This window comes from Tamlana sedimenti, from assembly GCF_038148895.1.
GTDB lineage: Bacteria > Bacteroidota > Bacteroidia > Flavobacteriales > Flavobacteriaceae > Tamlana.
Map to the genome: position 1 here is coordinate 958,809 of NZ_JBBVGQ010000001.1, position 23,448 is coordinate 982,256.

Here is a 23,448-nt window from a genome sequence, read left to right on the forward strand (position 1 = left end):
AAAACTATCAATGGTTTCATAACAATTTATTATTTTTTATTGAGCCGTTTTATGCGTAAATTTGAAGGAAATTAAATATTAATACATTAAAACAAAAAATTATGGCTTTCGAATTACCGAAATTAGGATACAATTATGATGCTTTAGAGCCGCACATTGATGCGCGAACTATGGAAATACACCATACCAAACACCACCAAGGGTATACCAATAACTTAAATGTCGCTATTGAAGGAACAGCTTTGGCGGGTAAATCTATTGAAGATATCCTTGAGAATTTGGACATGAATAATACTGCTGTTAGAAATAATGGTGGAGGTTTTTACAACCACTCTTTGTTTTGGACAGTGATGAATCCAGAAGATAGAGGTTACCTTTCAGGTGAGCTTAAAGATGCTATTGAAGCTGCTTACGGTTCAAAAGATGCTTTTATTGAAGCATTTAGTAAAGCTGCGGCAACCAGATTTGGCTCTGGTTGGGCTTGGTTGTGCGTTCATAAAGGCGGAAAAGTAGAAATTTGTTCTACCGCTAATCAAGACAACCCAATTATGCCAGGCATCGGCTGTGGCGGATTTCCAATTTTAGGATTGGATGTTTGGGAACACGCTTATTATTTAAACTACCAAAACCGTCGTCCAGATTATATTAAAGCATTCTTTAATGTAGTTAACTGGAATGAGATTGAAAGACGTTATGCTGCTGCTAAATAATTAGTTAATACTTCTAAATATTGAATGGGCCCTGAAATGAATATTTCGGGGCTTTTTTATGCTCAAAGGTTGAAGAAAAATATCACGAAAAGTTATAAAATGAAAAAGGTGAACGAGAGTTCACCTTTTTGCCCCAAATCTACCATAAACTTAACCTACTTATGTTATGGTGGTTCAAAGATATAACGGTAATGGCGTTTGTTAAAATATTTTAGTCAAACGGCGTAAATATTGGCTTAAATGGAAGTGGCGTTTATTTTTGGATTAAGCGTTGGAAAGCAAAAAATAAAAATTAGAAACAAATGCGCATAAAAAAAGGCGAACAGATGTTCACCTTTTTTTGCCCCAAATCTACCATGAACTTAACCTACTTATGTTATGGTAGAGACGAATTTATGCGTATTTTAGATAAACAGAATATTTTTTAGATGAAACGCATATTTTTAAGTTGAAATACAAATTTTACGGTTTACCCGTAATTTAATTATTAATTTCGTAATTAATAGGCGCGTTCTTTATTGCCTTCATAAAAGTTTATAAAGGCGCGGTTAACAACTCTGTTTCCCCCCACGGTTGGATAATTGCCTGTAAAATACCAATCGCCTAAATGTTTTGGGCAAGCTTTATGCAAGTTTTCAACCGATTGGAAAATGATTTTTACTTCTGCATTTATGGATTTGTCACTCAACAGTTCGGCTATTTTATCTGATATTTTCTCATCTGTGAATGGATCGTATATTTCCTTTACAAAGTTTTGAACATATTTATCCTCTAAATCTGTTTGAGTCACGCACTTTTCATAGACATCCTTAACAATGTCGTACTTACCAGCTTCCTTTAATAAAGCTAGGGCTGCCCTAAATGCCACCAAATCTTCCAAGCGGGCCATGTCGATACCGTAGCAATCAGGATAGCGTATTTGAGGCGCGGAAGAAACAACAACAATCTTTTTAGGATTCAAGCGGTCCAACATTTTCAAAATACTTTTTTTCAAGGTTGTACCCCTAACAATACTGTCGTCAATAATTACGAGATTGTCGTTTGGTTTTATAACGCCGTATGTAATATCATAAACGTGTGCAACCAAATCGTCGCGGCTACTATCTTCAGTAATGAACGTTCTAAGCTTTACATCTTTAATGGCAATTTTTTCAACCCGTATTCTTTCTGATAAAATTTCTGTTACTTTATCTGCGGAAATATTACGTTTCCCATTTAAAATGGTGGCTGTTTTATTTTTATTTAACGCGGATTCGGCTGTTTCAATCATGCCAAAAAACGAAGTTTCTGCTGTATTCGGTATGTATGAGAATACGGTGTTTTTCGTGTCGTTATCAATGGCTTCAAGCACTTTTGGCATAAGCAGTTTTCCAAGCATTTTGCGCTCTTGATAAATTTCTGCATCACTTCCTCTTGAAAAATATATTCGTTCAAAAGAACACGCTTTTCTTTCCAGAGGTTCTAAAATTTGTTTCAGCGAAACCGTTCCGTTTTTCTTTACAATAATGGCTTGTCCGGGTTGCAATTCAACAACATCTTCAAACTTTACATTAAAAACGGTTTGAATTACTGGCCGCTCTGAAGCCACTACAACCACTTCGTCATCTTGGTAGTAGTATGCCGGGCGGATGCCTGCAGGGTCTCTTAAGACAAATGAATCACCATGCCCTATTAATCCTGCCATGGCATAACCGCCATCCCAATTTTTAGCAGCTCTTTTTAATACTTTGGCAACTTTTAATCGTTCGGCAATTAATGGTGATGCTTCTCTTTTATTGTAGCCTTCCTTTTTTAAATCTTTATAAATTTTGCTAACAGCATCATCCAGAAAGTGACCAATTTTTTCCATGATGGTAATGGTATCTGTATATTCTTTTGGATGCTGGCCAAGTTCAATAAGGTTAGAAAAAAGCTCTTTAACATTGGTCATGTTAAAGTTACCGGCCATAATCAGGTTTCTGTGCATCCAGTTGTTTTGCCTTAAAAAAGGATGTACACTTTCTACGCTGTTCTTTCCAAAAGTGCCGTAACGCACATGCCCCAGTAACACCTCACCTATATAGGGAATATTTCGTTTTTGCGCAGGAACATCGTCTTTGTATTCTGGGTGATCTTCAAACTCTTTGTTAACCCGTGCATTTATTTGCGCAAAAATATCTTGAATGGGCTGTTGGGCAACAGAACGGACACGGCTTATATAACGCTCGCCTGGTTTGGTGTTGAGTTTGATACTGGCAAAACCGGCACCATCTTGACCGCGATTGTGCTGTTTTTCCATCATGAGGTACATTTTGTTTACACCGTAAAATGCACTGCCGTACTTTTCTTTGTAATATTCCAAAGGTTTTAAAAGTCTAATTACGGCAATTCCACATTCGTGTTTTATAGCATCACTCATAGAATAAATGTTTTTGCTTTGCTTTTAAATTTTAATGCCAAAAAGAACACATTTTGGCGCTTTATTTTAAATTAAAACGCACCCATTTTTTGGGCGCGTTGGTTTATCCTAGTTCAATTTCAAATTGCGTTAATTGCTTAAATTGCAATAATCGTTTATGCACTTCGTCATGCGATAAATTTTGCATGCGTTCAGTGCCAAATTTTTCAACACAAAACGAAGCCAATGTTGAACCGTATATTACGGCATTTTTCATATTTTCAAAGGAAACATCATCTGTTTTGGCTATATAGCCAGCGAAGCCTCCGGCAAATGTATCGCCCGCTCCAGTGGGGTCAAATACTTCCTCTAGCGGTAAGGCAGGTGCGTAAAACACGTGGTCATTATGAAACAATAAAGCTCCGTGTTCACCTTTTTTAATTACTACATATTGTGGCCCCATTTCATGAATTTTTCTGGCAGCGACAACCAATGAATATTCTCCAGTCAATTGTCGTGCCTCTTCATCATTAATGGTAATTACGTTAACCCGTTTTATGATGTTTAGTAAATCTTCCAAAGCACAATCCATCCAAAAATTCATGGTATCCAAAACAACCATTTTTGGTTTTTTGGTCATTTGGTCCAAAACGCTGGATTGTACAAGTGGATGCAAATTTCCCAGCATAACCACTTCTGCATCTTTGTAATCTTCGGGAACAACAGGCTTAAAATCGGCTAGTGTATTTAATTCGGTAGTTAAGGTATCGCGAGAGTTCATGTCGTTATGATAACGTCCGCTCCAAAAAAAAGTTTTGCCTTCATTTACAACTTCTATGCCCGAAACATCAATTTTGTTATCTGATAATAGGTCTAAATATTTTTGAGGAAAATCGCCACCAACTACAGATACAGCAGCGGCATCAATATTAAAATGAGAGGCAGCAAGACCGATGTATGTGGCTGCTCCGCCAAGAATTTTATCGGTTTTACCGAAAGGTGTTTCAATCGCATCAAAAGCAACAGTGCCTACAATAACTAATTTACCCATGAAAGGTTGTGTAATTTTTGTGCAAATATAGTTCTTTTAAAGACTAATGCCATATTATTTTCAGTCAATAAACTCTTAAAATTTTGACGATTTGTTGTTAAATGTGACCATTTAAAAAATGAAGTGTCTTAAAGATAAATGCTATTATCAATTCAACAAATTGGGGGATGTGATTTTATTCTATCCTCCTTTTTTTTGGCTTAAGATTCAGCATTTTTGTCTTCTTTTTTTAGCAAATGGACTTTTATTTGTTTCGCTGATTCTCTTCGAGTCAACAGCATGGGAGCAGAGACCCCAAGCGTTATGGCCATTAAAACAAACAGGGTCATGAATCCGTTGGTTATGGTATCGTTTAGCAATGCAACAAAATTATCTGGGTTGCTGTTGTACGAAAGCCGAATAATGCCTCTCATGGTAAAATAGGCAAAAGAACCAGGAACCATAGGGATTACCGACGGAATAGCAAAAACGAAAGGAGGTGAGTGCTTACTATGGGCCGCATAGATACTTAGAAAACCAATTAAAAAGGAGGCCACAAGGGTTGCGGTTATAACACCAACGTTTAAACTCAAAAAAAACAATTTAACAAGGCCACCCAATGCGCTCATGAAAAAAATGGGCAAAAGTGTTCTACGAGGAACATTAAACAAAATGGCAAAACCTATTGCCGCAAAGCCAAACCAAATCCAATTTTCAAGAAAAACATAGATGTCCAAAGTTAAAAGGTTTTAAAAATTAACATGGCTAAAAGTAAACCCGCTGCAATTGCAAAAGAAATTACCGTACCATTTATGCCTCTAATCATTCCATTTAGGGAATAGCCATCTAGAATATCGGTAATAGAATTAATTAATGGAATACCTGGAATTAAATACAATATGGATGTTACAAGTATGATGCTTTGTTGATTGCTTGACATAAAAAACACAATACCGCCAGAAACCAAAGAGGTGAAAAATGAAGCCAAAAAGACACCAATGTAAGGGTTTGTTTTTTTCTTGGCCATTTCTTGTTTTAAGAACAATCCTGAAAACGATGAAATAAAGACTATGCCCATATCTAAAAACTCTCCACCACTTAATCTGCAAAATGAGCTACATGCAAATGCAACTACAAGTAATACAACAAACCTTGGATAATGCGGCAACGATTTTAATCGATTTATTTCTTCCCAAACGGACTGGATTGGCAGTTTGTTTTCAACTAAATTCCAACTCAACCTGCTAATACCACTAACTATTCTGAAGTTAGGTACTAAGGCATTGGTTTGCTTGAGTTGTGTAAACGCGGTGTTGCCTTCTACATCTTTTAAGGTTAAAATTATTGTACGGTGCGTTATTAAAAAATCGGTTTTGTAATTGTAGCAGTCGGCTATTCTGTTTATTGTCATTCTTATACGATGCGTATTTGCCCCAGAACCCATGAGCAATACGCCAATCTCTAAAAGCAAGTTGCCTAATTTTGAAGGTTTGTTTTCGAGCATTTTACCTAATACATTTTAGAGTTTAAAAATGTTATTTTGTAAGGTAAAGGTAATACATCAAGGGGAAAATAAAGTGTTATTTTCGTCCAAAATCGGCAGGGATTTCACCCCAAGCTTTGGTTTCCCATTTTACAATTACGGTATTATAGCTATTGTTTTTTAACCAGTCGATTGCGCGATCTACCAACTCGAACAAGGCTTTGTTTTTGTCATTTCGTTCAAGCTTGGTATTACAGCTTTTTTTCTTTACCCAACTAATAGCTGTTTTAGAATCTGTGTAAATAATACGGTTGCTATTGTTTTTTTTAAGCAAGGCCAAGCCATGAACAATGGCCAGGAACTCACCAATATTGTTTGTACCTTCTTCAAAAGGGCCTTGGATAAAAAGTTGTTTTTTGGTTTTCGTATCCACACCGCGGTATTCCATTTTACCCGGATTTCCACTCGAAGCGGCATCAACAGATATGGAGTTATAATTGGGCTGCCCTATTTTTTTGAGTTGAGCCTCAGAAAGTTCGCTTTTAAATTTTGATGTCTTGCCAATATAGTCTTTGTAGTTTCCTTTCAATGCAGTTTTTGCGGCTTCAAAGGTTGAAAACGATTTGTAAATGGCACCTTCAAAATTGGTTATTTGGGCTTTGCAATCGTCCCATTTTTCAAAAACACCTGTTTTATGCCCTTTCCAAACGGTATAATATTTCTTTTTCTTTTTACTCATTTAGCAATTTTTCAACCACCTTAGGAAAATGTTCCATTTCCAGTTCATGAATTTTGGCTGCTACATCTTCCGCAGAGTCTGTTGGCAACACATCGCATTTAGCTTGGAATATTATAGCGCCCTCGTCATAATGTTCATTTACATAATGTATGGTAATGCCCGTTTCGGTTTCCTTGTTTTCAACCACAGCTTGGTGCACGTTCATGCCATACATGCCTTTACCACCAAATTTGGGTAAGAGCGCAGGATGAACATTTAAAACCTTATTTGGGAATTCATTCAAAATAAACTCAGGGAATTTCCATAAAAAACCCGCCAAGATTATTAAATCGGGTTTAGAAGCCTTTAAAATATTAAGTACATCCTCGGTTTTTGATAGTGCTATTCTATTGAAAGACAAAGCACTAACATTTAATTTTTTTGCCCTTTCTAAAACTTTGGCATGAGGATTGTTGGTAAGCACTTGAATAACAGACGCATTATCGCTGTTGTGAAAAAACTTAATTAAATTTTCAGCATTAGTACCACTTCCGGACGCAAAAATTACAATACGTTTCATTTACAGACTATAGTGTTAATTTTATTCAAACAAAAAAAAGAATAATTATTAACAATTAGAAGGTATTATATAAATACTTACAGGTAATTTTAGTAAATTACATGCACATTTTTAAAGTAAAAGTGTGTTTTAAAATAAAGTTTTTTATTTTTGCCAACTAATTAAAACCTTAAATTAAAAGATTATGTCAGACATTGCATCAAGAGTAAAAGCGATTATCGTAGACAAATTAGGAGTTGATGAAAACGAAGTTGTTAATGAAGCTAGCTTCACAAACGATTTAGGAGCAGACTCTTTAGATACTGTAGAATTAATCATGGAATTCGAGAAAGAATTCGATATCCAAATTCCAGATGACCAAGCAGAAAATATTGCAACAGTTGGTCAAGCTATTTCATACATAGAAGGAGCAAAATAAGCAAAAATACTTTATGGAATTAAAGCGAGTTGTAGTCACAGGATTGGGGGCTTTAACACCTATTGGCAATACCAAAGATGAATATTGGGAAGGCTTGGTAAGTGGTAAAAGTGGTGCTGCGCCTATAACATACTATGACACCGAAAAGTTTAAAACAAAATTCGCTTGCGAATTAAAAAACTTTGACGTTACCGAATTTATTGATAGAAAGGAGTCTAGAAAAATGGACAAGTTTGCACAGTACGCTATGGTTGCTGCAGATGAGGCCATTGCCGACGCCAAACTAAATTTGGATGAGGTAAACAAACTGCGTGTTGGTGTTATATGGGGAGCCGGTATTGGAGGATTAGAAACGTTTCAAAATGAGGTAATGAATTTTGCCGAAGGAGACGGTACCCCAAGATTTAACCCCTTCTTTATTCCAAAAATGATTGCAGATATTGCACCGGGTAACATTTCCATAAAATATGGTTTTATGGGCCCCAATTATACCACGGTTTCGGCTTGTGCATCTTCGGCCAATGCTATGTTTGATGCTTTAAACTCTATACGTTTAGGACATACAGATGTAGTTGTAACAGGCGGAAGTGAAGCGGCAGTTACCATTGCTGGTATGGGTGGTTTTAACGCCATGCATGCTTTATCTACAAGAAATGAAAGTCCAGAAACAGCCTCTCGTCCGTTTGACGCAACAAGAGATGGTTTTGTTCTTGGAGAGGGTGCGGGAGCACTAGTACTTGAAGAATATGAACACGCTAAAGCAAGGGGAGCAAAAATATATGCTGAGTTTATTGGAGGAGGATTGTCTTCTGATGCTTACCATATGACGGCACCCCATCCAGATGGAATAGGTGTAATAGCCGTAATGAAAAACTGCTTAGAGAATGCGGGCCTCAAGCCTGAAGATGTAGACCATATAAATACACATGGCACATCAACACCTCTTGGTGATGTAGCAGAACTAAAAGCAATTTCTGAAGTATTTGGAAGTCACGCGAAAAATATAAATATCAATTCAACAAAATCAATGACAGGCCACCTATTGGGTGCAGCTGGAGCCATAGAGGCGATTTCGGTTATATTGGCTATGGAAAACGGCATAGTGCCTCCAACCATTAACCATGCCACGGTAGACGAAAACATTGATCCAGAATTAAATTTAACCTTAAACAAGGCTCAAAAGCGCGATGTAAAAGTAGCAATGAGCAATACATTTGGATTTGGCGGACATAACGCTTGTGTATTGTTCAAGAAAATAGATTAAATCCCGAGTGAAAAACATTCGTAACATATTAAATTCCCGTTTTAAACGCAACGGGAATTTTTTTATGGAGTTAACCAAAATTTTGGGGTTCAAACCAAAGCAAGTTAAGTTCTATAGAAAGGCATTTACGCACCGTTCCATGAACATTAAGGACGATTATGGAAACCCTTTTAATTACGAACGCTTGGAGTTTTTGGGTGATGCTATGCTCAGTTCCGTTATAGCATCCCATTTGTATCTTGAAGTCCCTAGTGGCGATGAAGGCTATTTAACAAAAATGCGATCGAAAGTTGTAAGCCGTGAGCATTTAAACGAATTGGGAAAAGAACTAAAGCTTATTGATTTAGTAAAAAGTAAAATTCCTGCTGGACAATTTGGTGATAATATACACGGCAATCTATTTGAAGCTTTGGTGGGGGCTATTTTTTTAGATCGTGGTTATAAATACTGCGAAAAGTTTATTTTCAAGCGGGTTATCATACCTTATGTTGATATTGAAAAGCTTGAAGGAAAGGTAATAAGCTATAAAAGCTTGCTCATTGAATGGTGCCAAAAAGAAAAGAAAACCTTTGGCTATAACGTTTATGAAGATACGGGTAACGATGATGTTCGTCACTTTTCAGTTAAACTGTCCATAGACAATAAAGTCGTTGCAAAAGCAAGGGCGACTTCCAAAAAAAAGGCCGAGGAAAAAGCTTCAAAACGCGCCTTTTTTGCATTCCAAAGTAAAATGTCAAAAATGATCTAGAGCTTCTGCCTAGGCTAAGCTTTGTGTAAATAGTAAAGATAATGCTTTTTTAACTATAACGTTTTAGTTATATTTCATAGCAAGATTGACACAAACGTAATAAGATACAATTTTAATAATATTATATTTACGAAATTTTTGAAATAGGTTATGGCTGTTCATAAACTTGTGCTTGATGATGCTTTTGATGATGCCGTTTTCACGTTAATGGCAATTCATTGCCGACTTGAAGATTATCGGTTAGCCTATCTTTTGAATAAACATTTAGGAACAAAATTGGCAAGGAGGAAATCTGACATAGATGTTAACAGTGGGAAAACAGCATATTCAATTTTCGAATGGGAAGATGAGAAACAAATGATAACGTGGAGTTTGGTTTCGAACGTTTGTAAAACAGAAGAACTTCAAAAATCCAATTTTGGGTCATTGTTCAACAATCAAGAAAAAATTACAAAAACATATTATTTGTTGCCAGAACATAAAACAGTAAATTACTTTTTAAAAATAGATAGCGAATTCAGTTTCTCTAAAGAGAAGTATATTTTAGACAGTATTTTAAGCATACCACAAATTGCCACAACCTATAGTATTGATTGCAATCAATTGAAATCTAAAGACAATTTAATATTTAACTAATGCCAGCAGTAATTAGAAAAAAGACCAAAATAGTAGCAACACTTGGCCCTGCTACAAGCACCAGAGAAGTTTTAAAAGGCATGCTTGAAGAAGGTGTGAATGTGTTTAGAATAAACTTTTCCCACGCCGATTACAATGATGTAAAAGAGCGTATTGACATGATACGGTCACTAAATGATGAATTTGGTTTTACGGCTGCTATTTTAGCCGATTTACAGGGGCCAAAACTTCGTGTGGGTGTAATGAAGGAAGAAGTGGTTGTAGCACCAGGCGACGAAATAATATTTGCCACAGGCGAGCGCTTTGAAGGCACCAAGGAGCGTGTTTATATGACTTATGACAGGTTTCCACAAGACGCAAAACCAGGTGAGCGTATTCTTTTAGACGATGGAAAACTAATTTTCGAAGTTCTATCCACCGATAAAAAATCGGAAGTAAAAGCAAAAGTTATTCAAGGCGGTCCGTTAAAATCTAAAAAAGGAGTAAACCTGCCAAATACAAATATTTCGCAGCCAGCATTAACGGAAAAGGATATTGAAGATGCCATTTTTGCCATAAGCCAAGATGTAGACTGGATTGCGTTGTCTTTTGTCCGACACGCAGAAGATTTAATGCAACTTCGAGATTTAATTAAAACACACAGTGATTACAAAATACCAATCGTAGCCAAAATTGAAAAACCGGAAGCTGTTGAAAATATTGATAAAATTGTAGCACATTGTGATGGGTTGATGGTAGCCCGTGGCGACCTTGGGGTTGAGGTGCCAGCACAAGAAGTGCCACTTATCCAAAAGCAATTGGTACTTCGCGCTAAAAAAGCAAGAATTCCAGTAATTATTGCCACCCAAATGATGGAAACCATGATTACCAGTTTAACACCTACAAGAGCTGAGGTTAACGACGTGGCAAACTCGGTAATGGACGGTGCAGATGCCGTAATGCTTTCAGGTGAAACTTCGGTGGGGAAATATCCTGTTCAGGTTATCAGGCAAATGTCTGACATCTTAAAAAGCGTTGAGAATTCGGAGTTAATCAAGGTGCCTCAATTGCCTCCGCATATCCGTACCAATCGTTATATAACCAAGTCTATTTGTTATCATGCCGCAAATATGGCCAATGAAATTAACGCCAAAGCTATTTCAACGTTAACCAATAGTGGATATACGGCATTTCAAATTTCAGCTTGGAGGCCTTCTTGTCATATTTTGGTGTTTACGTCCAATAAGCGAATTTTAACTCGATTGAGTTTACTATGGGGTGTTCGTACATTCTATTACGATAAATTTGTCAGTACAGATGAAACTATAGAAGATGTAAATGCCATTGCATGTAAAATGGGTTATCTTGATGTTGGCGATATGTTAATTAGCTTAGCGGCCATGCCAATTCAAGATAAAGGAATGGTGAACACGCTTCGTGTGTCAGAAATAGAAACCTGTAATTTTTAGGAAATTATTTTGGGCGTTACCACGCCAAGGGCGTGGTCGGGCTTTCCATTATATCTTTAAAGCAAAACGCACTGCCATTTGGCAGTGCGTTTTGCTTTAAAGGATGCCATTTCAATCCCTAACACAAAGTTGGAATGAACCAAAACATTTAAATTATGGATTAAACAAAGAAAACAATCCGAAACATTATATTTGCAACTCAAAACAGAATTAGGTGAGTCATTCTGCCCTCTCGCAAACCTATGTACAGATTTTGCAAACGCAAAAACTGCAAACTTCTATTGCCCAACCTCAAAGTAAAACGTTTTTAAAAGGCCTTGTTGGCTCCTCATTATCGTTTGTGGTGTCAAGTGTTTTTAAAGAAACAGAAAAGCCATTTTTATTGATTTTTAATGACAAAGAAGAGGCGGCACATTATTTAAATGATTTAGAACAGCTTTGCAACGATAAAGATGTTCTGTTTTACCCTGGAAGCTACCGCAGGCCTTACGATATTGAGGAAACAGACAATGCCAATGTACTCCTTCGGGCCGAGGTTTTAAACCGCATTAATTCACAAAAAAAACCAGCCATTATTGTTACTTACCCCGATGCCCTTTTTGAGCAAGTTGTGACCAGAAAGGAGTTGGAAAGGAGTACTCTTAAGGTAGCAGTGGGAGATAAACTATCCATCGATTTTGTAAATGAAGTGCTTTTTGAGTATCAGTTTAAACGTGTTGATTTTGTTACCGAACCTGGGGAGTTTTCCGTTCGTGGTGGAATTGTGGATGTGTTTTCATTTTCGCATGATGAACCCTACCGCATTGAATTTTTTGGAGAGGAGGTTGATAGCATCAGAACGTTTGATGTAGAAACTCAGTTGTCCATAGAGCAGACCAAGAAAATCAACATTATTCCCAATGTGGCCAACAAACTGTTACAAGAAAGCCGTCAGAGCTTTTTAAAATACATTGCCCAAAAAACGGTGGTTTGGTTAAAAAATGCCGATTTATTTTTTTCAAGAATCGATGATTTTTACACAAGGGCAGAAGAAGCTTTCAAAACACTTTCAACAGAAATAAAGCATGCTACGCCTAGTGAACTATTTTGTAATTCAACTTTACTAAAAAAGCAATTATTGGAATTTTCAATAGTTGAGTTTGGCACCGAGAGCGTTTTATGTCATTTAGAGCGCAGCAAAGAATCTCAAACAATCACGTTTAACACCACCCCACAACCCGCATTCAACAAGCAATTCAATCTTTTAATAGAAGATTTGAATAAAAATCACAACAACGGTTACGCCAATTATATTGCTTGTGTAAGTGAGCAACAGGCTAAGCGTTTTCATGATATTTTTGACGATTCGCATTTAGAGGTTAGTCCGTATAACACCGTTTTATTGTCGTTGCACCAAGGTTTTATTGACCATGATGCCAAAATAGTGAGCTATACTGACCATCAAATTTTTGAACGCTATCACAAATTTCATCTAAAAAACGGATATGCCAAAAAGCAAGCCATAACCTTAAAGGAACTTACAAATTTAAGTATGGGCGATTATGTTACCCATATTGACCATGGTATTGGGCGTTTTGGAGGGCTTCAAAAAATAGATGTTGAGGGCAAAAAGCAGGAGGCCATTAAATTGATTTATGGCGAGCGCGATGTGCTGTATTTAAGCATTCATTCGCTTCATAAAATCACAAAATTTAATGGTAAAGACGGCAAGCCGCCAAAAATCTACAAGCTTGGCAGCAAGGCTTGGAAAACCCTAAAGGAAAAAACAAAGTCGCGCGTAAAGCATGTCGCCTTTAATCTTATAAAACTTTACGCAAAACGTAAAACAGAAAAGGGTTATCAATACAATCCAGACAGTTATATGCAGCACGAGTTGGAGGCGTCCTTTATTTATGAAGATACGCCCGACCAAAGTACCGCGACAGGCGATATTAAAACCGACATGGAAAGCGAACGCCCCATGGATAGATTGGTTTGTGGCGATGTCGGTTTTGGCAAGACCGAGGTGGCTATTCGTGCCGCATTTAAGGCCGTAGACAACGGGAAGCAAGTTGCTGTGCTAGTGCCTACAACCATTTTGGCGTATCAGCATTCAAGAACGTTTAGGCAACGTTTAAAGGATTTTCCCGTAACGGTAGATTATTTAAACCGATTTAGAACGGCCAAAGAAAAACGAGAAACTCTGGAAGCTCTGGAGAATGGCCAAGTCGATATCATCATCGGTACACATCAGTTGGTTAACAAAAATGTGAAGTTTAAAGATTTAGGGCTGCTAATTGTTGATGAAGAACAAAAGTTCGGTGTAGCAGTAAAAGAAAAATTAAAAACATTAAAAGAAAATGTTGATGTTTTAACCTTAACCGCAACCCCAATTCCCAGAACGCTTCAGTTCAGTTTAATGGCGGCGCGCGATTTATCGGTTATCACAACACCTCCGCCAAATAGATATCCTATTGAAAGCCATGTTATTCGTTTTAATGAAGAAACTATTCGCGATGCCATCAGTTATGAAATTGAGCGAGGTGGGCAAATTTTCTTCATCCATAACCGCATTGAAAATATTAAGGAAGTGGCAGGCATGATCCAGCGTTTGGTGCCCGATGCTAAAATTGGTATTGGGCATGGGCAAATGGATGGTAAAAAATTAGAACAACTCATGCTGTCTTTTATGGATGGCGGTTTTGATGTGCTTGTTAGTACCACCATAGTTGAAAGCGGATTGGATGTACCAAACGCTAATACCATTTTTATCAATAATGCCAATAATTTTGGTTTGAGCGATTTGCACCAAATGCGCGGACGGGTTGGACGAAGCAACAAAAAAGCTTTCTGCTATTTTATAACTCCCGAATATTCTGCAATGACCGAAGATGCGCGAAAGCGCATTACAGCACTAGAACAATTTACAGAATTGGGCAGTGGTTTTAATATAGCCATGAAAGATTTGGAAATTCGTGGAGCGGGCGATTTATTGGGCGGTGAGCAAAGTGGGTTTATCAATGAAATTGGGTTTGATACTTATCAGAAGATATTGAACGAAGCCATAGAAGAGCTTAAGGAAAATGAATTTAAGGACCTTTACAACGAGCCCGAAGAAAATAAGGTTTATGTTAAAGATGTTACCATAGATTCCGATTTTGAGTTGCTCTTCCCAGATAGTTATATCAACAACATTACAGAACGTTTAAACCTCTATACCCAACTCAACAACCTAAAAACAGAAACAGAATTGTTTACCTTTGAAAACGAATTAATTGACCGCTTTGGGGAATTGCCAAAACAAGTGACCGATTTGTTAAATAGTGTCCAAATAAAGTGGTTGGGCATAAAAATTGGGTTTGAAAAGGTTGTGATGAAAAAAGGGAAGCTCATTGGTTATTTTATTAACGACCAACAAAGTAGTTTTTATCAAAGCAACAATTTTACCAAGGTACTGCAGTTTGTTCAAACACATCCAAATACCTGTAGAATGAAAGAAAAACAAACCCGTAACGGTTTACGCTTAATGCTTACTTTTGATAATATTAAAACCGTAAAGCAGGCTTTGGGTGCTTTACAAACCATTGTGGCTTAATTATTGACATAAGAATTTATGTCATGCTGAACTCGTTTCAGCATCTCAAAATTTAAAAACATAACCAAACGATTGTAAAATATTGAAACGCTTAATTTTCTTAACATTTTTATTGCCTAGTATTTTATGGTCTCAACACACCATTAAAGGTGTATTTTCTCCACCTGGAGATTACGATGTTGCACTTTTGTATAAAGCAACCCCAACGGTTTCAAAGTATATTTCCAATGCCGAAATAAAGGAGGATGGCAGTTTTGTGTTCAAGTTAGACTCGACAGTAGCCAAAGGTATTTACCGCTTGGTTTATGCCATACCTCAAGAGGATTATAATTTTGATATTATTTATAACGGAAAGGAGGATATCGAGGTCAATTTCAACTCTGAAACAGGGGTTGACTTTGTAAAATCGGTAGAAAATAAGTTGGTGGCATCCTATACCAACAGCATGTCAAAAGTCACGCAAAGTATAGCCAATTATTTCAGTCAGATGGGTAAAGATACGATGGCTCTTAAGGCTATTTTTAAAACACAAAGAGAAGCGCAATTAAATTTTGAAAAGGCTGCTAAAGGAACCATAGCTTTAGAGTTTATTAAAGCCAATAAGCCCTTTATTCCCAATAAAGCATTAAATGTTGAAACCTACATTAAGCAATTGGAATATCATTATTTCGACCATGTAGATTTCACGAATAAAACACTCCAGAGTTCTAGCTTTTTGCAAGAACGGATGCTCAATTATGTTTTTGGAACAACCGACAAAACTAAAGATGATGCCGAAAATTATCGAACTAACATTGATGTTGTATGGGATAAAATGAAGGTTGCACCACCAAAAGTGAAACGTATTCTATTGGTTGATCTTTGGCAGCAAATGGCAGACTTGGGCCATGATTCGGTGGCCAACTATATTTCAGATAATTATTTAATGGATATTGCTGTTGAATTAAACGACCAAGATCTTGTACATACGTTAATATTGTATAAAGACACCTCAATAGGCAGTGAAGCACCAGATTTTGATGTAAAGATTAAAGAAAACGGAAATTTGATAACCAAAAAAATGAGCGATTTAAAACTGTCCAAAAACTACATTCTGGTTTTTTGGAGCAGCACCTGTTCGCATTGCCTGGCTGAAATTCCTCAATTGTTTGAGTTTGTAAAGGCGCTGGAGCCTGGCCAAGTGAAAGTTATCGCCATTGGTTTGGAAGATAAAGCAGATCGTCCTAAATGGGAAAAAGCCATATTAAAATTACCAAATTTTATACATGTTTATGGTGAAGGGAAATGGGACAATGAAATTGGAGATAGCTATGGCGTAACTGCAACACCAACCTATTTTATATTGAATAAGAAAAAGGAAATAGTGGATAAGCCGTTAACCTTTGAAGATTTAAAGGGATTTTTTGAAAGCGTGGATTAACTTGCCATTCCTTTTTTTGCAGGAATTAGAAGTGATAAAAAGCATTTTCTAAATGCTCGATGATAAATTGCTTGTCTTCTTTAACGATGGCAATAATATCAAAACGCACCTCAACATCCAATCCGTTAACCGTAACATATTCATCAACGGCTTTTACCAACCGTTGAATTTGCTTAGGTTTTACAAAATCTTGTGGGTTTCCAAAATCGGCAGTAGACCTTGTTTTTACTTCAATAACAGCTAAAACTTCCTCTTTATGCGCAATAATGTCCACTTCCGCTTTATCAAAACGGTAGTTGCGTTCAATAATATCATAGCCGTTTTTTAACAAAAAATCCACGGCCAGTTGTTCGCCTTTTTTACCAAGTTGGTTGTGTTGCGCCATATGGCTAATGTAAGGTTTATTTTGTGATTCAATTCTTGAATTGGAAGTTATTAAAGAGCGTTTTTCATGAAATCGTTTTTAGGCAAGACTAAAAATATATTTACCTTAAAGTAAATTATTTGTATCTTTGTCTAATAAAACTCTTGTATGGTAACACGTTCAGAAGAAAATTATTTAAAAACGATCTACCATTTAGGTAAGCAAGGCACCATTGCGGTGAGCACAAATGCCATTGCTGAAAAAATGGAAACCAAGGCTTCATCAGTTACTGATATGGTTAAAAAATTGGCCGAAAAAAACTTGGCCAACTATATAAAGTATCAAGGGGTTACTTTAACAAATGAAGGTCGTTTAGCTGCAGCTTTGGTCATCAGAAAACACCGTCTTTGGGAACTGTTTTTAGTTGAAAAACTCAACTTTTCTTGGGATGAGGTTCATGAGGTAGCCGAACAGTTAGAGCATATTAAGTCGTTAAAATTGGTCAACGAATTGGACGCATTTTTAGGTTATCCAACACACGACCCACATGGTGATCCCATCCCAGATAAAGACGGAAACTATTCGCCAATCAAGAGTATCAATATTCTGGATTTAGACACGGGGAAAGAAGGCATTTTAGCATTTGTAAAAGATTCGTCAGATATTTTTCTAAAGTATTTAAACAAGAACAATTTGGCTTTGGGAGATACGATTAAGGTTTTGGACTTTGAACCTTTTGACAATTCATTGACCATAGAAACGAAAACGCAAAAGATGATCATTTCAAACGAAGTAGCCCAAAATTTATATATAAGTCTGTAACATGGATAGCTATAATCCCATAACCGCTTTAATTATATTCTTTATTGGTGCCACATTGTTGTACGTACTTTTTCGGCCGGTAAAAGGATGGTTTTGGATTCTTAAGAAAAATTTTAAGAGCAACAAAAAAATCATTATAGAAGATATTTTAAAGCAACTCTATCATTTTGAAAATTCAGGAAACAAGGTAGATATGAAAACCTTGGTCCAGGTTTTGGATTTCAACAACCAAAGTATTGTTGAAGCTATTAAACAAATGACGGTGAATGATTTGATTTATTCGGAATCTGATGTATTGAAACTTACCGAAGCTGGTCGTAATTATGCTTTACGAATAGTTAGGGTACACAGGCTTTGGGAACGCTATTTGGCAGATAAAACGGGTTTTCATAAAACCGAATGGCATGACAGAGCCGAATCTATGGAACACCGTTTAAGCCATGATGAAGCTGAAGAATTAGCCATGCATTTGGGAAATCCAAAGTTTGACCCGCATGGCGACCCCATTCCAACGAAAACCGGTAAAATAGCGCAAATAAAGGGCGTTGAGTTGCCATTGCTGCCAGTTGGCTCAGTGGGAAGGATTACCCATATTGAAGATGAACCAGAAATAATTTACAAGCAAATTTTAGCAGAACGAATTCACATCGGTTCGCTTTTAAAGGTTGTTGAAAATAATGCTACCCGAATTGTGTTTCAGTCGGAAGGAGAAGAGTTTGTTTTGGCGCCTATTGTGGCCGCAAATTTAACCGTAGCACCACTTGAAAAGGAAGTTGCGGTAGAAGATAATATTGCCAGACTGTCTAGCTTGAATGAAGACGAAACGGCTAAAATCATTGGAATATCTAGGGAAAGTAGAGGTGAAAGCAGAAGGCGTTTGTTGGACTTAGGATTTGTAAAGGGTTCTGATGTTAGCATCGATTTAATAAATCCATTGGGAGAGCCGCACGCCTATTTAATTAAAGGAACATCCATTGCATTGCGCAAGGACCAAGCGGCAAAAATTTTAATTAAAAAAGATTAAGCTATGGAAACTAAAGTTAAGAGTGCTTGCGAAACATGCGCACATTTTAATGCCGATGGTTTAAAGAAATTGGGCATCCATACCACTAATTTTGATTTTGTTGTGGCGTTGGCCGGTAACCCAAATACAGGAAAAAGTACTGTTTTTAATTCTTTAACGGGTTTGCGCCAACATACTGGAAACTGGCCTGGAAAAACGGTTACAAGGGCCGAAGGAGGTTTTGAGTATAATACCAAAAAATATAAATTGGTTGATTTACCAGGTACCTACTCGTTGCTTTCAACATCAGAAGACGAAGCAGCAGCTAGGGATTTCATCCTTTTTGGAAAACCAGATGTAACCGTAATAGTTGCTGATGCCAACCGTTTGGAACGTAACTTAAATTTGGTGCTTCAAATTTTAGAAATCACCAATAAAGCGGTTTTATGTTTAAACCTAATGGACGAGGCAAAACGCAATAACATTTCCATTGATGTTAGAACTTTGTCACGAGATTTGGGCATTCCCGTTGTACCAACAAGTGCAAGATTTAATCAAGGCATTCCAGAGTTAATACAAACCATTAGCGAAGTGGCAAGTGGTGAAATTGTTTGTAAACCACATCGTATAAAAAATGTTCCTGAAAATATTGAGAAAGCAGTTAAAACCTTATCCGGTGAAATAGAAAAAGAATTTCCCGATATTCCTAACAGCCGTTGGATTGCTTTCAGATTATTGGAAGGCGATAAGCAAATTATCAATGCTTTGAGAACTGGCGAACTGATGTAATTTTTTGAAACAAATGAAGGAGAATAATATTGATAATATCATTGAGCTTTCCAACGAATTACGTTGGCAGATAGGCGATGAATTTCATGATAATTTAACCGAAAGTATTTATGCCGATGCCGCCGATATCGTTAAAGATACGGTCACAACTAGTGATTCGGAAAAACGCTTCCGCTTGGATGCAAAAATCGATAAAATAGTAACCAGCAAAATCTTTGGATTTCCCATCATGTTTTTAATATTTGGGGTGGTACTTTGGTTAACTATTGTTGGCGCAAACTATCCTTCATCCATGTTGGCCAATTTACTGCTCGATACCTTTCACCCGGCATTAAAAAGTGGAGCGGCCAGTATTGGAATGCCATGGTGGCTTGATGGATTTTTAATCGATGGCGTTTATTTGGCAGTGGCATGGGTTATTGCGGTTATGCTACCACCAATGGCTATATTTTTTCCCATGTTTACCTTACTTGAAGATTTTGGTTATTTACCACGTGTGGCTTTCAATCTCGATTCTTTGTTTAAAAAATCTGGTGCACATGGTAAGCAAGCCTTAACGATGAGTATGGGTTTTGGTTGCAACGCAGCTGGTGTTGTGGCCACTAGAATTATTGATAGCCCGAGAGAGCGTTTAATAGCCATTATCACGAATAACTTTTCATTGTGTAACGGACGTTGGCCTACACAAATACTTATAGCAACCATCTTTATTGGTGCGATAGTGCCAGAATCATTTTCAAGTTTAGCGTCCCTATTAGCGGTAATAGGTATTGCAGTTTTAGGTATGGCGTTTATGTTTGGCGTGTCGTGGGCATTATCAAAAACGGTTTTAAAAGGTGAAGTGTCCACCTTTAATTTGGAATTGCCACCTTACAGACCACCTCGTTTTTGGAAAACATTATACACTTCATTGATTGATAGAACCTTAATTGTTTTATGGCGCGCCATAGTTTTCGCTGCACCTGCGGGGGCAGTTATTTGGTTGATTTCAAATATTCATTTAGGTGATGAAAGTATTGCTGCTTGGGCTATCCATAGCATGGACGGTTTTGGCTTTCTTTTAGGGTTGAACGGAGTGATTTTATTGGCTTATATCGTAGCCATACCAGCCAACGAAATTGTAATACCAACGGTTTTAATGCTCACAGTTTTGGTTACAGGCATTGGTGGTGGTGAAGGTGCGGGCGTTATGTTCGAGTTGGATTCTATGAATGCCACAGGTGATATTTTACTAGCAGGGGGATGGACGCTTTTAACGGCCATTAACTTGATGCTTTTTAGTTTGCTCCATAACCCATGTAGTACAACCATTTATACTATTTATAAAGAAACCAAAAGCGCAAAATGGACTGTCGTAGCGTCAATAATGCCAGTTATTCTTGGGTTTATTGTAACCTTTTTAGTTGCTCAAATTTGGCGGCTTTTGGCTTAATTTAAATTATATCTCAATCCAAAAAATAGGCGCCTACCTTGGTTTGGGGCATAAACATAAGATGGGTCAAAAGTCAGTGCATAAGGGTTTTCATCGGTTGCAATAACGTTTCCTTGGTTATCAAGTACAACATTTTTATCAAAAGGGTCTTCTGAGCGCGCAATAATGAAGGGATTTCCTTTGTTCGGTGTCCAGTTTAGAAGGTTTTTAATTCCGCCATAGAGTTCAAAGTTTTTAATTCCGTTATAGGTAAATTGAATATTTTGAATGCTCCATGTTGGCGAATAGTTGCTTCGGGGGTCTAAATCACCCAATGTTGGTAATCGCATGGGGCCGTAAATATTTCCTGTATAATCAATTGATAACTTTGAGGGGTAATTTTTATATGAGACTGACCAAACCCCAGTAAAGCGTTCAGTTAATATTTGTCTGGTTTTAACTCCGTTTTCTTTTTGAGATACATCCTGAAAAGTTGCACCTAAAGAAGCTTTAAGGTTTGGCTTAAAAATGGCGTCGATATTAAAGCTTAAGCCTTTAGATGTAGATGTTCCTTTCAAATTATCATAAATTATTTGGTTCGGGTTGGTATCATAATCTGGAATGATGGCATTTGTAAAATGGGTATACCATAATGAGGCATCAAATGTATAATGATGACCTGATTTTGAAACTACCTTCTTTAAATAGTTTAATGTAATGTTATAAGACTGTTCTGGTTTAAGCTCATTCTGAATTATTACATCTCTAGCACCTGTTAATGCGGCATGTTCCTCGGTAAAAAGGTTTACAACTCTAAAGCCTGTCCCTGCATTAAGCCTAATAATATCATTTTTTGTTGGTTTGAGCCTATAGGCTATTCTCGGAGTAAAAATAGAACCATGTCTTTTATCATAATCGTAGCGCGCACCTAAAAGAAGGTGTTGTTTTTCGTTAAGCTTAATCTCATCTTGTACAAAAATTGAAGGGATGGTAACCTCGTCGGCATTTTCTGTGGCAGGAGTATTATCGTCATAAAAATTGTATCGGCCGGCTAAGCCAAAAAGTAAATCGTGGGCACGCAATTGCTTGTCCCAAATGAACTGCCCGAAAGCAATTTGCTGTTTTGCCAGATAAGGCATATCTCCATAAACGGAGTTTTGGTCATGGTTAGAATATGAAAATTGAAAATTAACCTTTTCAGATATGGGCAATTCATAATTGCCAATGAGTTCATAACGTGACGTATATATGCTTTCGCCGTAAACTTCATTGCCACCCCTGTAGTTTTTGTTCCATTGCATTTCTCCGCCCCATCTATCTTCATAAAAATAGCGTCCTGCCAATGAAAACGCTCTGCTATTTTTTCTTTTAAAATTCCACTTTTGGAATATGGAAATGCGTTCTTGCAGAGTTACGTCGGTAAAATTGTCATTGTTGTTGTCAATAGGATTTGAATAATTAAAGTAATTGGCGCCCATTAAAACATTCGCCTTTTTTCCAACATTGGTTTTAAAACCCAAATCCAGATTGGCTTCACCCCAGCCACTTGTAAACCCGTCAGCAAAAAATGTAGGTGCTTTAAAAAACTGTTTTGTTGTAATATTTATTAAACCACCAACTGCTTCACTACCATAAAGTGATGAAGCGGGTCCTTTAACTACCTCAACTTGTTCGATTAAAGAATTAGGTATGCCCGATAATCCGTAAACTGTAGAGAGCCCGCTTACAATAGGCATGCCGTCAATTAACACCAAAGTATAGGGTCCTTCAAGACCATTTATATGGATGTCTCCCGTATTGCAAACATTACAATTAAGTTGTGGCCTTACACCGTTTACATTTTGAAGAGCCTCAAAAATGTTGGGTGTTGGGTTCTTCTTGAAAAATGTTGGTGAATAGACCTCTACAGGAACTGGGCTTTCAAGGCGTGAGACCGACTTTAAGGTACCTGTAATGATGACTTCGTTTAATAATTCGGAATCCTCTAAATCAAAATTAACGACTAAGGTATTTTCATTATTTATTGTAATCTGTTTTTTTACTTTTTTATAGCCTGTAAATGAGGCTACAATTGTATAGTCTCCATAAGGCACATCAGATATTGTGTACCCTCCCATTTCGTTTGATGAGGTTCCTTTTGACGTGTTTTCTAAATAGACATTAACATAAGGCATCGATTCATTTGAAGATGTAACCATACCTGTAATTTTTTGGGCATTAATGGATAATGAAAACAGGCCGAGAACAAAAACTAAAAGTTTCATCAATTAAAATTTTTGCAAATATAAATATAAATTTAGACAAGGCTAAAAATTATTTGAGGTATATTTAAATTTAAACAGTATTGTTTAAGAAAACATTTGGTTTTGTGATAGGTTTAATTGTTGAATACTAATAAAAAAGGGCGTTCGTGGCTTTGTTTGGAATATGTGTTACAAAGGAGTTTTTAATGTGGGCTACTAAGATACTAGTTATGAAAAAACGAAAAAGATAACCATTACTGTTTAGATTAATGACAGCCACAGTCATCACTCCCGCCACAGGCTTTTTTCGATTTGGACTTTTTAATGAAGAATTTTTTTACTAAAAACACAATGGCCAAAGTAAGAGCTGAAAATACCAGTATGTTCTGTACAATAGTGTTCATGTGTTT

At 36.9% G+C, this 23,448-nt stretch carries 19 protein-coding genes and 1 pseudogene; 11 read left to right on the plus strand and 9 right to left on the minus strand.

Going from position 1 to position 23,448, the window contains the following annotated elements:
• Positions 1-101: 101 nt before the first annotated feature.
• A complete protein-coding gene (locus WJN01_RS04170; protein ID WP_445195892.1) occupies positions 102-710 on the plus strand; it encodes a superoxide dismutase in 609 nt (202 codons plus the stop codon).
• Between the two features lie 499 nt (positions 711-1,209).
• On the opposite strand, the gene WJN01_RS04175 is transcribed toward WJN01_RS04170, so the two are convergent.
• The 6 genes from WJN01_RS04175 to purN form a co-directional block, all read right to left on the minus strand.
• Positions 1,210-3,108, minus strand: coding sequence for an amidophosphoribosyltransferase (locus WJN01_RS04175; RefSeq protein WP_445195893.1), 1,899 nt, complete (start codon positions 3,106-3,108; stop codon positions 1,210-1,212).
• A gap of 103 nt (positions 3,109-3,211) precedes the next feature.
• Positions 3,212-4,138, minus strand: a complete 927-nt coding sequence (locus WJN01_RS04180; protein WP_445195894.1) for a PfkB family carbohydrate kinase — start codon at positions 4,136-4,138, stop codon at positions 3,212-3,214.
• 200 nt (positions 4,139-4,338) lie between these two features.
• Positions 4,339-4,854, minus strand: coding sequence for a threonine/serine exporter family protein (locus tag WJN01_RS04185; protein ID WP_445195895.1), 516 nt, complete (start codon positions 4,852-4,854; stop codon positions 4,339-4,341).
• A 2-nt stretch (positions 4,855-4,856) separates the two neighbouring features.
• On the minus strand, positions 4,857-5,621 hold the full coding sequence (locus tag WJN01_RS04190; protein WP_445195896.1) for a threonine/serine exporter family protein: 765 nt from the start codon (positions 5,619-5,621) through the stop codon (positions 4,857-4,859).
• Between the two features lie 76 nt (positions 5,622-5,697).
• Positions 5,698-6,339: a ribonuclease H1 domain-containing protein gene (locus tag WJN01_RS04195; RefSeq protein WP_445195897.1), complete on the minus strand. Its 642-nt coding sequence runs from the start codon at positions 6,337-6,339 to the stop codon at positions 5,698-5,700.
• Complete coding sequence (gene purN / locus WJN01_RS04200) at positions 6,332-6,898, minus strand: phosphoribosylglycinamide formyltransferase (RefSeq protein ID WP_445195898.1); 567 nt, start codon at positions 6,896-6,898, stop codon at positions 6,332-6,334. The genes WJN01_RS04195 and purN overlap by 8 nt, the downstream gene beginning before the upstream one ends.
• Before the next feature lie 184 nt (positions 6,899-7,082).
• Here purN and WJN01_RS04205 point away from each other — a divergent pair, with 184 nt between their 5' ends.
• The 7 genes from WJN01_RS04205 (at position 7,083) to WJN01_RS04235 (ending at position 16,406) form a co-directional block, all read left to right on the plus strand.
• On the plus strand, positions 7,083-7,316 hold the full coding sequence (locus tag WJN01_RS04205) for an acyl carrier protein (protein ID WP_370477265.1): 234 nt from the start codon (positions 7,083-7,085) through the stop codon (positions 7,314-7,316).
• Between the two features lie 13 nt (positions 7,317-7,329).
• On the plus strand, positions 7,330-8,580 hold the full coding sequence (gene fabF / locus WJN01_RS04210; protein ID WP_445195899.1) for a beta-ketoacyl-ACP synthase II: 1,251 nt from the start codon (positions 7,330-7,332) through the stop codon (positions 8,578-8,580).
• A gap of 64 nt (positions 8,581-8,644) precedes the next feature.
• A complete protein-coding gene (gene rnc, locus WJN01_RS04215) occupies positions 8,645-9,328 on the plus strand; it encodes a ribonuclease III (protein WP_445195900.1) in 684 nt (227 codons plus the stop codon).
• Between the two features lie 150 nt (positions 9,329-9,478).
• The gene (locus WJN01_RS04220; RefSeq protein WP_445195901.1) at positions 9,479-9,964 is read left to right on the plus strand and encodes an IPExxxVDY family protein; all 486 of its coding nucleotides are present in this window, start codon (positions 9,479-9,481) and stop codon (positions 9,962-9,964) included.
• On the plus strand, positions 9,964-11,412 hold the full coding sequence (gene pyk, locus WJN01_RS04225) for a pyruvate kinase (protein ID WP_445195902.1): 1,449 nt from the start codon (positions 9,964-9,966) through the stop codon (positions 11,410-11,412). The genes WJN01_RS04220 and pyk overlap by 1 nt, the downstream gene beginning before the upstream one ends.
• Positions 11,413-11,626: 214 nt before the next feature.
• Positions 11,627-14,986 carry a transcription-repair coupling factor gene (gene mfd / locus WJN01_RS04230; protein WP_445195903.1) on the plus strand — a complete coding sequence of 1,120 codons (3,360 nt, stop codon included), beginning with the start codon at positions 11,627-11,629 and terminating at the stop codon, positions 14,984-14,986.
• A gap of 82 nt (positions 14,987-15,068) precedes the next feature.
• On the plus strand, positions 15,069-16,406 hold the full coding sequence (locus WJN01_RS04235) for a TlpA family protein disulfide reductase (protein ID WP_445195904.1): 1,338 nt from the start codon (positions 15,069-15,071) through the stop codon (positions 16,404-16,406).
• Positions 16,407-16,431: 25 nt separating this feature from the next.
• Here WJN01_RS04235 and WJN01_RS04240 read toward each other — a convergent pair whose 3' ends face one another.
• The gene (locus WJN01_RS04240; protein ID WP_445195905.1) at positions 16,432-16,791 is read right to left on the minus strand and encodes a YraN family protein; all 360 of its coding nucleotides are present in this window, start codon (positions 16,789-16,791) and stop codon (positions 16,432-16,434) included.
• Between the two features lie 147 nt (positions 16,792-16,938).
• Here WJN01_RS04240 and WJN01_RS04245 point away from each other — a divergent pair, with 147 nt between their 5' ends.
• From WJN01_RS04245 to feoB, 3 genes and pseudogenes are all read left to right on the plus strand, one after another.
• Entirely contained in the window at positions 16,939-17,592 is a 654-nt protein-coding gene (locus WJN01_RS04245; RefSeq protein ID WP_445195906.1) for a metal-dependent transcriptional regulator, read from the plus strand.
• 1 nt (position 17,593) lies between these two features.
• Positions 17,594-18,616 carry a metal-dependent transcriptional regulator gene (locus WJN01_RS04250; protein WP_445195907.1) on the plus strand — a complete coding sequence of 341 codons (1,023 nt, stop codon included), beginning with the start codon at positions 17,594-17,596 and terminating at the stop codon, positions 18,614-18,616.
• Between the two features lie 3 nt (positions 18,617-18,619).
• Positions 18,620-20,816, plus strand: a pseudogene (gene feoB / locus WJN01_RS04255) (ferrous iron transport protein B).
• Here feoB and WJN01_RS04260 read toward each other — a convergent pair.
• Positions 20,813-23,059 carry a TonB-dependent receptor gene (locus tag WJN01_RS04260; RefSeq protein ID WP_445195908.1) on the minus strand — a complete coding sequence of 749 codons (2,247 nt, stop codon included), beginning with the start codon at positions 23,057-23,059 and terminating at the stop codon, positions 20,813-20,815. The pseudogene feoB and the gene WJN01_RS04260 sit on opposite strands and share 4 nt — an antisense overlap.
• Before the next feature lie 245 nt (positions 23,060-23,304).
• On the minus strand, positions 23,305-23,442 hold the full coding sequence (locus tag WJN01_RS04265) for a FeoB-associated Cys-rich membrane protein (protein ID WP_445195909.1): 138 nt from the start codon (positions 23,440-23,442) through the stop codon (positions 23,305-23,307).
• Positions 23,443-23,448: the final 6 nt, after the last annotated feature.

What these genes read in the sequence shown, in the direction of transcription:
- rnc (WP_445195900.1), top strand. Translation starts at nt 8,645, where the DNA reads ATGGAGTTAACCAAAATTTTGGGGTTCAAACCAAAGCAAGTTAAGTTC.
- WJN01_RS04175 (WP_445195893.1), bottom strand. Translation starts at nt 3,108, where the DNA reads ATGAGTGATGCTATAAAACACGAATGTGGAATTGCCGTAATTAGACTT.
- WJN01_RS04195 (WP_445195897.1), bottom strand. Translation starts at nt 6,339, where the DNA reads ATGAGTAAAAAGAAAAAGAAATATTATACCGTTTGGAAAGGGCATAAA.
- WJN01_RS04190 (WP_445195896.1), bottom strand. Translation starts at nt 5,621, where the DNA reads ATGCTCGAAAACAAACCTTCAAAATTAGGCAACTTGCTTTTAGAGATT.
- WJN01_RS04265 (WP_445195909.1), bottom strand. Translation starts at nt 23,442, where the DNA reads ATGAACACTATTGTACAGAACATACTGGTATTTTCAGCTCTTACTTTG.
- fabF (WP_445195899.1), top strand. Translation starts at nt 7,330, where the DNA reads ATGGAATTAAAGCGAGTTGTAGTCACAGGATTGGGGGCTTTAACACCT.
- WJN01_RS04170 (WP_445195892.1), top strand. Translation starts at nt 102, where the DNA reads ATGGCTTTCGAATTACCGAAATTAGGATACAATTATGATGCTTTAGAG.
- WJN01_RS04245 (WP_445195906.1), top strand. Translation starts at nt 16,939, where the DNA reads ATGGTAACACGTTCAGAAGAAAATTATTTAAAAACGATCTACCATTTA.
- WJN01_RS04260 (WP_445195908.1), bottom strand. Translation starts at nt 23,059, where the DNA reads ATGAAACTTTTAGTTTTTGTTCTCGGCCTGTTTTCATTATCCATTAAT.
- WJN01_RS04240 (WP_445195905.1), bottom strand. Translation starts at nt 16,791, where the DNA reads ATGGCGCAACACAACCAACTTGGTAAAAAAGGCGAACAACTGGCCGTG.
- purN (WP_445195898.1), bottom strand. Translation starts at nt 6,898, where the DNA reads ATGAAACGTATTGTAATTTTTGCGTCCGGAAGTGGTACTAATGCTGAA.
- WJN01_RS04250 (WP_445195907.1), top strand. Translation starts at nt 17,594, where the DNA reads ATGGATAGCTATAATCCCATAACCGCTTTAATTATATTCTTTATTGGT.
- WJN01_RS04180 (WP_445195894.1), bottom strand. Translation starts at nt 4,138, where the DNA reads ATGGGTAAATTAGTTATTGTAGGCACTGTTGCTTTTGATGCGATTGAA.
- WJN01_RS04220 (WP_445195901.1), top strand. Translation starts at nt 9,479, where the DNA reads ATGGCTGTTCATAAACTTGTGCTTGATGATGCTTTTGATGATGCCGTT.
- pyk (WP_445195902.1), top strand. Translation starts at nt 9,964, where the DNA reads ATGCCAGCAGTAATTAGAAAAAAGACCAAAATAGTAGCAACACTTGGC.
- WJN01_RS04205 (WP_370477265.1), top strand. Translation starts at nt 7,083, where the DNA reads ATGTCAGACATTGCATCAAGAGTAAAAGCGATTATCGTAGACAAATTA.